This is a genomic window from Natronorubrum halalkaliphilum, from assembly GCF_009834785.1.
In the GTDB taxonomy this organism is placed as follows: Archaea; Halobacteriota; Halobacteria; order Halobacteriales; family Natrialbaceae; genus Natronorubrum; species Natronorubrum halalkaliphilum.
Genome location: NZ_WUYX01000022.1, coordinates 1 through 13,615 on the forward strand (window position 1 = coordinate 1; position 13,615 = coordinate 13,615).

General features: G+C 52.6%; 9 protein-coding genes. 3 read left to right on the forward strand and 6 right to left on the reverse strand.

The window, feature by feature from the left end; translation table 11 throughout:
* Nucleotides 1-55 precede the first annotated feature (55 nt).
* Nucleotides 56-613, reverse strand: a complete 558-nt coding sequence (locus tag GS429_RS22585) for a restriction endonuclease (RefSeq protein WP_425438183.1) — start codon at nt 611-613, stop codon at nt 56-58.
* 71 nt (nt 614-684) lie between these two features.
* Here GS429_RS22585 and GS429_RS05820 point away from each other — a divergent pair, with 71 nt between their 5' ends.
* Nucleotides 685-1,035 carry a hypothetical protein gene (locus GS429_RS05820; protein ID WP_160063617.1) on the forward strand — a complete coding sequence of 117 codons (351 nt, stop codon included), beginning with the start codon at nt 685-687 and terminating at the stop codon, nt 1,033-1,035.
* A gap of 40 nt (nt 1,036-1,075) precedes the next feature.
* Here the strand turns inward: GS429_RS05820 and GS429_RS05825 are convergent, their stop codons facing one another.
* Both GS429_RS05825 and GS429_RS05830 read right to left on the reverse strand, forming a co-directional pair.
* Entirely contained in the window at nt 1,076-2,179 is a 1,104-nt protein-coding gene (locus GS429_RS05825; RefSeq protein WP_160063619.1) for an IS630 family transposase, read from the reverse strand.
* A gap of 89 nt (nt 2,180-2,268) precedes the next feature.
* Complete coding sequence (locus GS429_RS05830; protein WP_483870090.1) at nt 2,269-2,889, reverse strand: DUF8102 family protein; 621 nt, start codon at nt 2,887-2,889, stop codon at nt 2,269-2,271.
* 566 nt (nt 2,890-3,455) lie between these two features.
* Here GS429_RS05830 and GS429_RS05835 point away from each other — a divergent pair.
* Nucleotides 3,456-4,874, forward strand: coding sequence for a hypothetical protein (locus GS429_RS05835; RefSeq protein ID WP_160063624.1), 1,419 nt, complete (start codon nt 3,456-3,458; stop codon nt 4,872-4,874).
* Nucleotides 4,875-4,957: 83 nt separating this feature from the next.
* Nucleotides 4,958-5,305: a winged helix-turn-helix domain-containing protein gene (locus GS429_RS05840; RefSeq protein WP_328821264.1), complete on the forward strand. Its 348-nt coding sequence runs from the start codon at nt 4,958-4,960 to the stop codon at nt 5,303-5,305.
* A gap of 250 nt (nt 5,306-5,555) precedes the next feature.
* Here GS429_RS05840 and GS429_RS05845 read toward each other — a convergent pair whose 3' ends face one another.
* Genes GS429_RS05845 through GS429_RS05855 form a run of 3 tightly spaced genes read right to left on the reverse strand, consistent with a single transcriptional unit; the run spans nt 5,556 to nt 13,613 of the window.
* Nucleotides 5,556-6,707, reverse strand: coding sequence for a PDDEXK family nuclease (locus GS429_RS05845; RefSeq protein ID WP_160063626.1), 1,152 nt, complete (start codon nt 6,705-6,707; stop codon nt 5,556-5,558).
* A 43-nt stretch (nt 6,708-6,750) separates the two neighbouring features.
* On the reverse strand, nt 6,751-10,701 hold the full coding sequence (locus GS429_RS05850) for a helicase-related protein (protein WP_160063628.1): 3,951 nt from the start codon (nt 10,699-10,701) through the stop codon (nt 6,751-6,753).
* A 17-nt stretch (nt 10,702-10,718) separates the two neighbouring features.
* Complete coding sequence (locus GS429_RS05855; RefSeq protein ID WP_160063630.1) at nt 10,719-13,613, reverse strand: DUF1156 domain-containing protein; 2,895 nt, start codon at nt 13,611-13,613, stop codon at nt 10,719-10,721.
* Nucleotides 13,614-13,615: the final 2 nt, after the last annotated feature.

Genomic DNA, 13,615 nt, shown 5'->3' on the forward strand with positions numbered 1-13,615 from the left:
ACTCACCATCTCTCTTCACGATCAGCGGCGGTCGCTTACCGTTGAGGTTGCGGTTTCAGTACCGAACTTTGTGAGGTACTGAGTCTAATCTCTTATTGCGGAGTGCTAAGACATCGTCTTGGTATTCTTTATCTTCGACGTTCGGTTCAACGTTCAAATGTTCCCGAGCAAGATGTTGATGATTCGCCATTAATGCGTTTCGAAGCTGCTCACGCGCCCAAATCGTGACCTTCCACCCATATTCCTCCTGTAATTCCACTTCTAACCGTCGGCGAAGTGATCCGGACGGATCTGCCGTCGTAACAAACACGAAAAAGTCGTATTTTCGATCATGGTCTGCAGCTTTCAAAGCGTCATCAGTGACTTTCCCTCGGATTCGGTCACTGCGTGTTCGAGCAACATGCAGTATTCCGTTTCGATCACCGTCGCACAGCAACGCATCGACGCCTCCATCAGTTCCTTTCGTCCCGGTCGGGTCGACATCATACCCGCGCTCAGCGAGCAAGTCAGCAGCGAGTTTCTCTAAATCCTGTGGGTACACGTTCGTCAGGGCGGTTTCGAGTTTCGTGAGCGGCACAATCCATATGATGTCATTGCGTGACCGTAAAAACACCGTAGCTATAATCAACTCTATAATATGAGCGAGTGAGTATTTATAATGAAGCAGTACGGATGCAAAACAAAATGGATGCGACCAAAGCCGTTAATTCGTTTATTGAGTTGTGCGAGTTCATTCCAACCAAGGATACGGCTCTCGATGAACCAATTGTGACTACATTTCCATCAACAATACACGAGAGGGATTGGACAATCGTTCTTAATGGCGACCCGACAGAAGAATACGCAGTTGAAGATGTTCCAGCCTCTGGAGCAACAGTTACTGTGAGACCAACGCAGGCCCTAATCTTTCTCGGTGAACAACACGCAGGCATCATCGGGGCGGGAGCCGGAAAATTCCATGAAGACGAATTCGAGTCGCTAGAATCTTCTGTCAAAGAAGCTTTCTTTAACGATTTCGAAGAGGTTTTCATGTGAACTTCCCGTCCCATCTGCGAGGTTCGTGTCGGTATAATGATCAAGATAACTTTTGCAAATATGGACTGAGGAACTGGTCGATCCAGGACTTGGCAAATCCAAGTCGATCAGTAAGGGTGTTGAAGAGACGGCGAGCGAGAGTGCGGAACGCGCTCTCGCTCGCCACGACGATTGGCGAGGCATTGCGTTTGAGCACTTTCCAGACCTGCTCGATTGGGTTGAGATTCGGTGAGCCAACCGGAAGAAAGACGAGATCGATACCGAGTTGATGTGCGCGCTTGCGCGTGTGTTCACAGATGTGAGACGAGAAGTTATCCAAGACGAGCAGAATCCGCGTTCCCGGATTCTGCTCGCGGACCTCCTCCAATAGGGCACAGATGTTCTCTTTCGATTGATCTTTAGGGAACGTCAGGACACTTTCCCCGTTGAGCGTATAGCACCCGACCGCTGGTTCGTCAAGCTTCACCAGCGGTCGTTCCAGTGTCGGATCATCGACGTACCACAGTCGATGTGAATTGTCGTATGGTTGCGGATGCGAAGCGTCACAAAAACCGACGACAGTTCCTCCATCTGTACAAATATCGTCGTCGAGGACCCAGCCTTCGTCCTCATCATCAGGACGCTTGTTATGTGCTGTCTCTGGTTCCTCGTCGAACGCGTCTGCGACGCGTTCTTCGAGGATTTCATCTGCGTTTTCTGGCCGAGATGGGCGTTTTGGACGTGGTTTAGCGTAAGATAGTCCAAGATTCCGGAGGAACCGACCGAGGTAATCCGGATGATACTCAACATCGAACTCTTCGTCTAAGAGCTGATGGACTTCCTGTGCTTTCCAAGGCTGTCCCTCTCGGAGACGTTCTAGAAGACGCTCTTGTTCCTCGTCACCGAGCTTCGGGGGCCTTCCGCCCCCGAAGTTCGGTGTCAACTGACCCAGTCCGCCATCGTTCCATCGACGTGCCCAGCGACTTCCAGTCGACGCAGATTTCCCAACGTCGTCGGCCGCTTCTTCGTACGTTGCACCCTTGTAGAGACGTTTGACAAAGGTGAGTCGTTTGATTATCTTTGGATCGTCTGCTTCGTCCAGCAGACGATCCAACTCCGCCTCACTCAGATGACGAACGAGATCGCCTCGCCGGTCTCCTCCCATTACTCGCCCATCTCAGCCCATGCCCATAACTTCCGTCACTCATTATACCGACCGGACCAGTGACGGGATACCAGGAATCGCGACGAATTTCAGCGGTCTTCATCTTCAGTGTTGTCAAAGTCATCAGTCTGCTCGTCTGAATGTATCGACCACTCCCATTTGTTACGGAGATACATGGAAACATCGTCTGGATCGATCTCCTCCGTTTCTGCTTCGAGTAACGCACGCACTTCGGCATTCGAAAGATCATCCATCTGTTCCATTTTACTGCGACCGCGATCTGCAAGATAGTCGAGCCGACTCTTCTCGACTTCGAGGTTGACATCAACTATTGTGGATGAGTTACGACGCTGTTCAACCTGCCCAACTGCCGTTTCAACGATTGATTCGGCATCTCTCCCAGAATCATGAGCGGCTTCATAAAAGAACGCTATTGAACTTCTAATTGCACCAACAAGCTCAGGATCCCTTTCAAGTTCGTCATCAACACGATCAGCTAAGTCATACCCCGTAACGCTATACACCATCTTTCGATCTTCTGGATCTAACTCATTATACAGTAATGTGAGATCGTGTGTTGCTGCCACAAGACGCTCCCGAATCCGTGACCGGAGGTTTCGCTCGTGAACAGGCCGCTTAAATTCCTTTTCACCGCGTAGATATTCTCGTTGTGCATCTGTCAGCAATGCTGCGGGGCGATCTAAGTCCATGTGTTGTATATCTGCATCGCCGAACTATTTATTATTACGTAATCTCATAGGAGTTTGTGTGAATAGGAAAACAACAGTACTCCCTGCCGACAACCAGAACATACGATCGATCGGCGACAGACGGTACTACTAACACCAGAAATGGAAAGGAAGCTATCCATCGACATCAACGGGACACTCTTGGTAAGGGAATCCCCGTTGTGCCGACGGCTTTACTTTAGAAGTAAAGCACTATCTAAGTGTCGGTTAGAAGCAGGAATTGAACTTCTAACCGATAGAGGAGATACCAAAACAATAGTTTGGCGTATCTCACCACCCAACCTGTGTGAGGTACGGGGCGGTTCTTCGGTGATGAAGCCTGCTCCAAACGTCCCCATAGGAAGTTGCTGGAGGGAAAAGTCATGGGAGAGCACCTCTCTAACCGAAACACGATCTAGCCACGACTCGCTTCTTCCGTCACGACGGAATACACCCCCTTACCCTTCTTCCCATACTGTGTGTGATGATGATCTGACATCACCCATCTTGGGTGGTTTCTTCGAAGTTCTTTCCGGGGTGATTGCGTCATGAGTGCTGGTCTGGAACATCTTGGCTGGCTTGTCCCGACGTCTGAATGGGAACCCTTCAAAGAATGGGTTCGTGATGTAACTGGCGGGTACAAAGGTTCTCTCGGCCGGTACGTCGAGAAAGCAATAGAGGACTATATCCGCTTTGCTGACGCTGTTAAGAAGCTACAGACTCTTGCCGACGACGTCATCACCGAAGAAGAAACGGATATACCACACAGTTTGGTGGGTGACGACCTCACTACTGACTCGAAAACTGAAGTCCGGGTCCGTATTGCCCCTTATTCAAAAGACGGGTTCCGAAACGCAGTTTCGGAGTCGAAAAATTCGTATGGTGTTGAACTTGCACGTGCGCTCCGTCAGTACCGAACCAACCCCTTCCATGAGTGGGTTGCCGATTTAGCTGATCGATTGTCGACTGCTCTCGATGATACTGAGGATGAACCCCCTGAGGACACCATCAACGATCAGGATGGTGTCAACAAACAACCGCGGACAGTCGAAGAAAAAACCGAGGCGATTGTCGACTATCTCGAAACCGAGATGTCGTGCGAAAGTCACCAAATCAGTCGTGACGACCTTGATGAAGCGATTGAAGTAGTTGTTGGCGACGGGGAACCAACGAAACGAACGATGCGTAAATATCGTAATCAAGTCGTTGAAACGCTCAATCTTGGTCGCCATCCACAAACACCAAAGCTCTATAAGCCGGTCGATGAACTCCCAGATCGGCCGGACGACTACCCGTGGGAATGCTGGGTTTCTGTCGAGTATCTCAAGGGCGACCCAGAGGCCCGTGCTCGTCGCGTCGTTCTCGAGCTCGGGAAGCAAGCCGCAGCGTCGAACGGGCGTATTGGAATCGAAAAATCAGCTGTCTGTGAGGAGATTTTGAATGAGTCTGTCTCACCTGCAACGGCACGTCGAACTGTTGCCGCTGTTGTTGATAACTACCCAGTCAAAACCAAGCGTGAGGACCTCCGACTGAATCTTGTTCGGCTTGCAGAAGAACAACCTGAGTTAGCAGAAGAAATCGTTGCATACGCCAACTTTGACCCGGATTCATCTGCGGCAGTAACTGACTGTGATTCGTCGCCGGATAACTGGGTCGACCGCGCTGCTGACCAGATCTCAAAACTCTGTGAGACTGCCGATTTCGATATTGAAACTATGCCAAAGCAGATCTTGGATAATAAAATTGCTCGAGCAAAGTATCCAAATAAGGTTTCCGACGAGAAGAGCCAAATATCCGAAGATGCCCTTGAACGGGTGTGTGAAGCCGATCGAGACGCGGTCTCTGCTGCTCTTGTGGCATCTGACTCGAGTCCAGGACCAACTGCTGAAGAAGACCTTCAACGAGCCGCCGAAACAGAACTTGAGAAACTCTCATCAGATACCTACACGACATCTTCTACACCGTGACAGTACAGCGGGAGATTCCTGTTTCACTGGCCGAAAGGCATTACTTGTCACCATAACTACCTTCTCAATACAGAGTACTACCCGTGAAACTACGTCAACCAACCGACTTTCTCATCCTTGAAGGACTGGAAGACAAAGGACGGAATGTTGCGACGAACCTTGCCGCTCACACCGGGAAGTCCCGCAAAAACATCAACACCCGACTGCCGGTGCTCGAGGACTACGGGCTCGTTGAAAAGATTGGACCGGCTGACCGATCTGGACTGTACGAGATTGCACCGCTCGGAAAAGCCGCGTTGGTCTACCAAGATCAATATGAGAAAGTGGATGACTTCGAGGAACTCATCGAAGGTCCCACAACCGACAGTGATGGTTCCAGTGAGAGTCAGGCGAGTTTCGCCCGTGGTGATGACGAGTCTGAAGACGCCTGATTCACAAAGTAGCAGTAGATAGTAGCACAGTTTCTTTATTCAGAAATAGAGCCTGATAGATATGTAGAGCGTGTCATACAATGGTTCTCAACAACCATTGTCCACTGTCCTTCTCTTGAATAAAACCTACGACTGGCGAGATTCACAGAGTACACGCGAAATGCGTACTGCATAACGGCTAGGTAGAGATGGTGAGACGTATTCTATGACACGTTGGAATTTGTATGGATACGCGGCTCAACAGGCTCGTTTATGATTCATATGGATCCCACTCAATAGAATCATCCTCATTTTTCGAATAGTGTATCGAACCGTTTCGCCAGCCAATACGGTTCCAGAGCTGATAAAGTGGTTCGCGGAGGGCCAACGCGATGTTAGAGTCCAAATCTTCAATCTTCACCCGCTTCAATTGGAAGACATTCTCGTTGATCGGACGGGTAGTATCTGGTCCGAAAACTGACTGCGGTTTTTCAATCGGATAGTTCTCTGCATCGATTATCGTGATATAAACGTACAACGGCGGGTAGATGCCCGCAGTCTGGTACATTTCTCGGAGGCTATCCATTAGAGAGACGATTTCCTTATCGATGAACCACGCTATCCCGTGCCTTCCCTTCCGCTCCATAGTCAGCTTGGTTGTCACAGCTTCTACCCATCCATTGCCGTCTAAACAGACGTATTCAGAAAATCCTCCTTCTGACAACTCCGTATAAGGAGCCGTAATCACAAAATCACCGAAACCCTCGGTACCAGCCGACCGTGAGCGAAATTTTGGCGGGTCAGGGAGATCGGTTGCGATCATTCTAGGAGGATCCGAAACCGACTCAACGGGAATGACATGGACAGCCACAATCGGTTCTTCATCTACTATTTCACCGTGGCGTGGCTGCCGATCCCGTAATCGGTCGAGTTGGGCCTCATATAATTCGTCGATATCCTGTTCTGGATCATCAAGAGCATTCAGAGGGTCGACATGGAGATGTTCTTGTACGAGATCGTGGTTGTCGACATCCATCAGATCTTTTCTCAATCGGGCAAAATCCTTGATCTGGACGCGCCAGCCGTACGTATCCGCCAATTCGTTCTCTAATCGGTCCCGTTTGACGCCGGCAATCTCCGTGGTGGTCGCAAATATGAAGAAATCGAACTCTTCCGGGTAGTCAGAAGCTGACTCTGCATCTGAACGAATCTTCTCCTCGATATTACTCGAGGTCACGCTACAGTGGAGCACGCCAGATTTTCCCAAGCGCTCAAGAAGTGCATCTCTCCCTCCATCTGGACCCCTCACGCCGGTTGGATCGACATCGTATCCTTCTCTACCAAGCAAGTCAACAGCTAACTGTTCCAGTCTCGCACCGTCCCCGACAGCGCGGAGATTTGCTTCAAGAGCAGTGTTTGGCATCTATTGGTTCATCTGGGAAGTCCATGCTTACAAAACTACCCAGCTACTGTGGTTGCTTTGTTGACTTCTCTCGGTTATCGAGGAATTGATCGCACCACGTCGGAAGGGAATCCATCGGTCCATTTTCAGTCACTGTCCCATCGCCTGCAATCCGGGTAAACACGCCGTCCCGCCCCCACGCACACACTATTGGCTCCTGGTCTTGATCGGGTCGGGTCACGATTCTTTGTTGGAATCGCGACGGCTCCTCACTCACATCCTGCAGTACTGTGAGGAGCTGTCCTAGGAGTGGATGGCCTGGCGCAAGATGCTGAACCGATGGGAACTCGTCAGCACACACAGCCGAGAACGTCACTGCCACTTCATCAGCGGCAGTCGCAATAGCCTGTGCAATCGTCTGTTCCCCATCCCCCGCTGGGACCCCAATCGGTGCGTCACCTACTGAGAGACGATATGTACTGTCCGCAAAGTCGAACTCCTCATCATCGTATTCGAAGTCAATCTCCTGAACCGGGGTGAATTCGACATCGGCCTCGGAAAGCGCGTCGTTATCGACCAACACTGACTGGAGACTCGGTGTCTCGAACGGAGGTTCATACTCGTATTCCTCCTCGCCGACATCGACGAGATCTGGGTGACTGTAGGACTGCCACGCATCAAGTTTTGCTTCGTCGACGACGTCCTGAGCGACGAGGTCGTCGACGTCCTCGAGTGACTCACCAACATCAACGCGGTCGCCCTGATCGCGTTCTTCGAGTTCTTCAGAGAACTCACGGTCAGCTGATTCGACCGCAGCCTGGTCGTCACCGCTGTCCGCGTTCAAGGTCGCATTCCGGATCTGTTGGCTGACGCCGGAGAGTATGGGTTGCATCTCACCGACGACGTTTTCGAAGAGACCAATTCGGTCGTCAAGGCGATCATAGATGTCCGTCTCAACCGTATCCTCGTAGCTGTAGTTGAGAATGCGAATCTCGTCGAACCGTTGACCGATGCGGTCAATCCGACCGATACGCTGTTCAACCCTCATCGGGTTCCACGGCAAGTCGTAGTTGATGAGCGCTCCACATTCCTGAAGGTTTAGACCCTCACTCGCGGAGTCGGTACAGACGAGGATATCGACCTGCCCATCGTCACGTGAGAATTCGCGCTTCACGCGCTCTTTCCCGACGTGCTCCCACATTTCAGAATCGGGGTCATACAGCTCGCCGCCACGACCGGAGTACGTCGCAATAGTCGCTCCGAGAAGATCCGCGAGACTGTCCCGGATGAAGTCCATTGTGTCCGCGTACTGCGTGAAGACAATCACCCGGTTATGGCCAGCACGGTCCAGTTCGTCGAGGTCGTCGTACAGCTTCTGGATCTTCGGGTCAGAATCAACCAAGTCTAAGTCATTAACGAACGCTTCCAGAGCCTCGATTTCTTCCTCGATAAGCTGTTTCCCCTCTTCAGTCACGCTCGGGATGAGTTCAGAGAGGTCCAAGTCGTCGCTACTAGCGTCGAGTTCATCCAGAACGTCCCCGTCGTCGAGGTCCGCGTTTTGTAGCGTTTCGAGGACGACCTGTTCCACATCACCATAATCCCGATCGCGAGCGCGCTCCCGACCGGCAAGCACGGTCCGTTGCGCCCGAAGTGTCTCAAGCCGGTGTTTCAGGCTCTGGCTGATTGCATAGACACTCGACGTGAGTCGCTGCCGGTACGTGGTCATCACGAACCCGATGGCGCGTGTTTGGGCTTCGTCAGTCTGCTGGGCTCGCTTGTAGAACTCACGTGTGTACTCGTCGATCTGATCGTAGACCGCCCGTGTCTCCTCGGTGAGTTCGATTTTCCGTTGTTCCGGGTTCCGGTTCGGAACGGTCGTATCGAGGAGACCGACCGCCTCGTACTTTCGGAGTGTATCCCGTGTATTCCGGTGGATGAGCGCGTCGACGGGTGTAGACTCCGCGAGAATATCGCGGATGACTCGCCAACCACCCGGCGAAAGTTCGTCAAGTGCGTCCTGTCGGTCGCTGCGGGACGCCATCAACCACTCGTCGGCGTCTTCAGGATAGAGGAGCCGTTTGAGTTTCGTATCCTCGCTCGCCTCGAAGCGGTCGATGTCATAATCTGCCATCGCGTCGTCGACGTGGTCAAGATAGCCGTCGTAGGCGTCTCCATAGGCTCGTGCAAGCCGGCACGCGGTCAGCACACGCTCTTTGGCGATGGCACGGTCCTGTCCGTCCTCATTGATATCGAGTTCGTCTGCAAGGTGCTGGAAGACTTTTGAGGAGAATGTTCGATCCGTCGGGAGCCGGTCTTGGTGTTCCAATCCATCAAGCGTGGCTTGCGTGCTCCAGGAAGCCTCCGCCTCGTCGGACTCCGAACTAGGGGTGTCGAGAACCTCGTTGAGGGCCTGCGACAGCCCGTCCCGGGTTTCAAAGAACTCCATGAAGATATCCCGGTTATCCCAACCACCCGGAAGATCCAACAACTGCATCAGATCGTAGAGTTCGCCAGCGTGCAATTGCATCGGGGTAGCAGTCAGGAGGTAGTAGGCGTGCGTATAGTCGCGAAGCTGTTCGAGAAGAGCGTAGAAATTACTGCCGCGCCGGGCGTTGTGCGCCTCGTCGACGATGACGGCGTCCCACACACCCATCCGGTCTTCCGTATCGTGGTCACGTCCGCGACAGCTTGCCGGGATGACGTCCCGAGACCGGTCGGATACCCGGTCTAAGGGAGCGACCTGATCCCACCGGTCGTCGAGACGAGCTGTGTGCCACGACATTATGACGACCGTCGGCCCATCCAGCGGCGACGTTGCGTCGGTATCAGTCGACTGTTGTTCGTAGAGGAACCGCCAGATGGGGCTGTCCGCCCATTCGCGCTCTCCGGTTAGGTCGAGGTCCGTTGCCGATGGTGGATAGTGGTCGCGACCGCGGACGTCCCGGAATACGTGATCGCCTGCTGTGTCCCGGTCGAACCGGACGGCATTGATGTTGAACTTCTCCCAGAGCTCTTCCTGCCACTGCCGCTGCAGACTCGCCGGAACCAGCAACAGCCCAGTTTCAAGCTCGCCAGTAAGGCCAAGCCGGGAGAGTGTGAGGCCGGCCTCGATCGTCTTCCCGAGTCCCACCTCGTCACACAGCAGGAAGCTCTGTGGATACGTATTGACGAGTGTGTCCGAGACAACTCGTTGATGGGGCCACGGCGTGATCGTGCTCGCTTCCTCGGCCAGTGCGAGCCCACCGGGCGACAGCGGTCCATCCTGAATGATGTTCGCTTTGTCGCGCTCCGTCGGGGGAGCTGTACCATTCGCGATCTGAATCGCTTCCTGGAGATCGTTCTCGGTGTCGGGGGCCTTCCAATCGATAATGTCCTCTTCGATTGCATCGGGGAGATCATACACTTCGACGAAGGGGTGTTCATCACTCCACAGTCGCTCGAAGGTCTCCTCGTCGCCGGTGACGTAGTCCGCCTGCTCAGAAACCCACGAGCGGTGAACCTTGAAGCGCTCGTAGTTGCGAGCCCAGCCGCCGACAGTCTCGTTGACGCTGCCTTCGAACGAAATCGTGTTTCCATCGCTATCGTGGAAGAGTCCAACTTTCGGATGGAAGATCTCCCAGTCGTGAGAGGGAGAGCGTGGATAGGCGACCTTGATGTGGATCCGTCCCTCGCGGAGGAGACGCGCGAGAATACGGAGGTTCGCATCCAGGCGTTCGTCATCGAGGTCCTCGAGGTTTTCCTCGAGGCGGTCGGTGAGCGTCTCTAGAACCGGACGGTCTGACTCGTAGAGTTCGGTGCCAACGATGAGTCGCATTTCACCATCGTTCTCGACGAGGGCGTGAATGCCGTTGGCAGCAGCCGCGAGTGCCGTGCTGGAGAAGTAGCCCGCAATCCGGTCGTATTGCTGGCTGCGTTCCAGTGCGGGCTCGTAGAAGTCCTTGACGAGATGGGCGCGTCCCTGCTCGGGCCTGCTCTCGTAGATGGACTGCCACTCGCGGTCACGTAGATTAGTCATGTTGGAGAGATTTCGAACTAGGCGTGGTCACCGAGTTCAGTCTGTTCGGACCTATCTTTTGAGACATCAGCGAAATCGGTCGGGGTGAACTCGAGGCCGAGCGCGTCGTGGGTCCGGCCTATGGCGAGGTCGCGAGCGGCTTCCCATTCTGAACTCCGCTGGGGAAGAACTTGCAGGAGGGCTTTCAGTGTTGCCTTGAACCCTGCATCTGTGTCGAAGTTGCGCTCTTTGAGCCAATCGATTGCGACGTCCTCGCCCTGTTTCTCGTAAACGTGCATCGCCGCGTGAACCGCATCGAGGGCGATAGTGTAGGATAGCGCTTCCGGGTCCACCGGCGTCCGATTGGACCTTTCTTCGGGTGGGAGGATGATATCTTGGACGCGGTCGTCGTGGGTCTTTAGCTGAATGTCGCCACGTTTCTTCCCCCAGATTTTCGTAGAGCGTTTGATATCGTCGATATCAACACCAACACCGAGGCCCAGCTGATGGCCATCATCGTAATGGAAAGTATCGGACTCGTGAACCAGCCAGGAAAGAATATACCACTCTGTAATGTCGTCCAAGTCTCCGAGTCCTTCACCCTCAAGATACTCCTCAACAAGGACCCGTGTCACTGCTTCACGGGCTTCTTCAAGAGCGCGGCGGGGTGGAACCTCATTATCTTGGTCATCAACAACTGGATAGGCATCAGCGTAGACTTTCAACGTTGGCCCGAATGCAGAGATAATCACGTCCGTTTTTGTAAGTGAAAGACCCGAATTAAGGAGTTCGCGGGCAGCATCCTTAGCAACGTCTCGTGTATCTGTACGAACATCACTCCAAAGGGTCGGGATCGAGTCCGTCTCGTGCTGATTCGCATCAACGGGTTTGCGGCCCGTGAGGAGTAACGTGCTGTCGGCTGACCCGCCACCCCGGGTATCGGTCCTCTGTGGCATTTCACTCGTGATGGGATGTGTCGAAGTTACAGTGAATCCAGATCTGATAAGTGATTTAGTGAGAGTATCCCACGCGCTGGACTCCTTATGCGTGAACATGACGGTCATTACTCCACCAGGCTCAAGCACTCTGTAGAGTTCCTGAAAAATACCTGCCATTTTATCTTCATAATCTTCAGAAGCGAACTCCTGTTTGGACTTAGAGCTATCTGCGACTTCCTTGTATTCAGCGACATTCGCCACAGCCTCGTCGTCTTTATCTGAGAGTTCACCAGTGAACATCTCGGGGAAAGTGTCCCCAAGGTATTCTTTCAACCAAACGTAGCAAATGTCCGAAAGTTCGGAATAGATGATGCTGTCGTAGTATGGCGGGTCAATAACAACCGCTTGGACGGTGTTAGTTTCAATATCCAAGTCGGCTGCGTCACCGACTAGAACCTCCGATTCGGGATCTTCGATATCTTGAAGATATGACACAAGCTCCTCGTAGGAGTCGCGGACACGATTGAAGTTATCTTTCCATGATTGATTTCCTGCACACAGGTTGTTATCAACGAACGACCACTGGAGTGTGAAGTGCTTCCCGCCAAGAGCATTTGCGGGGTATCCTTTTCCAGTGTCGAGTGGTGCAAACCGTGTATTTCGGTCAATTGCCTTACTGGATACAAGAGAGAGAATCGTGAGGATAGCTTCTGCCTCCTTCTCTGAGTGGCTTTCGCGGATTTCGTCTTCCACTTCCTCAAAGGCTCGAAGATACTCATAATGAGTGACGAGTTGCCGATCAGTAAACGCATCTCGCCATTTAGTGACTCCGTACGGGCCAGCTCGATCCTCATCACCGATGTACCGATCTTGAGTGAGAATTGTATTCAGTCGGAAATCAGATTCCGTACGCTCAGACGCTTTTTCACAGGCTTTGTAATCTTCCTTGGTCGGAGCTCGCCATCCAGAGCCAGAGCCATCGTTGACATACTTGACACCGTAGACTGTCGTGTCATACTCGCCATTCTTAAACGCTGTACGGATATCATCTGACTCCATCACGACAGGACAATTCAGACATTCTGCGCCACTTCGGGAATGAGGGCCATTCTGAGGGTTGAACTCGTTTTTCGATACCTTATCAGGAAGCCGTACACAGTCGTACTCGACACTTTTCGTTTCTTCATTTAGACGCGGGCGGGAAGCAACGCCGCTTGTCGACGACTGTTTCTGAAGCCACCACTTCTTCACTAGAGGTATTTCGAATCCACAGTCAGGACAAGTGACGGTATATGTACAAGCATAATGGGATGGACTACGGCGGTCGTTCTCACTAGGGAAGTACTCATCAAGCCGCTCTGAAGCGACCTCATCAACTTTGTCACTCCATCGGTTCAATTCGCTCTGCAGAGAACCCACCCTCGGCGCGTACTCATTCATAACCTTGAGCATTAGCGAAGGGATGGGATTCAATTCGTTTGCAATCGTGGGGAGATCGTACCGGAGTGCTTCAAATGGAATTACACCGCCACCAGCTGTTGGATCTAGAACGGTAGGTAGTTCTCCGTCCCATTGTTGCCGAAGAAGTTGGTGAATCTCATTTCGTTCGTTCTCACTCGGTGATTGAGTGAATGGGCGGGGGTAATCGTAGTGGTCTTGTAGTGTTCCATCCCGTTCATCCTCATTACTCTTCTTTCGTGCGACGTATTCTACAATACTCTCGCCGTCTGTTCCTTGAGATGGGCCAATCTGTATCCACCGAAGCAGATCGTCAGCATCAACTCCCGAAGGTAGGACAGAAGCTAGGACGGCAAGTCGGGAGGCGGGAGTTGGTCGCCGCGCAAACCAGGGATGGAGATACCGGTGAGGCGGCATATGTTGGGGGTTAGCCTCTTTTAGATTCTCGATTCCAACTGCCTTGAGCGGGAGCTTCCCCTCAATAGCAAGCTGATCTAATTCGGATTGCTCATCGATATCAGGGTTATTTTGAGTCATGG

Excerpts from the sequence above, each read along its gene's own strand:
- GS429_RS05820 (WP_160063617.1), top strand. The coding sequence starts at position 685 with ATGGATGCGACCAAAGCCGTTAATTCGTTTATTGAGTTGTGCGAGTTC.
- GS429_RS05855 (WP_160063630.1), bottom strand. The coding sequence starts at position 13,613 with ATGACTCAAAATAACCCTGATATCGATGAGCAATCCGAATTAGATCAG.
- GS429_RS05830 (WP_483870090.1), bottom strand. The coding sequence starts at position 2,889 with ATGGACTTAGATCGCCCCGCAGCATTGCTGACAGATGCACAACGAGAA.
- GS429_RS05850 (WP_160063628.1), bottom strand. The coding sequence starts at position 10,701 with ATGACTAATCTACGTGACCGCGAGTGGCAGTCCATCTACGAGAGCAGG.
- GS429_RS05835 (WP_160063624.1), top strand. The coding sequence starts at position 3,456 with ATGAGTGCTGGTCTGGAACATCTTGGCTGGCTTGTCCCGACGTCTGAA.
- GS429_RS05845 (WP_160063626.1), bottom strand. The coding sequence starts at position 6,707 with ATGCCAAACACTGCTCTTGAAGCAAATCTCCGCGCTGTCGGGGACGGT.
- GS429_RS05825 (WP_160063619.1), bottom strand. The coding sequence starts at position 2,179 with ATGGGAGGAGACCGGCGAGGCGATCTCGTTCGTCATCTGAGTGAGGCG.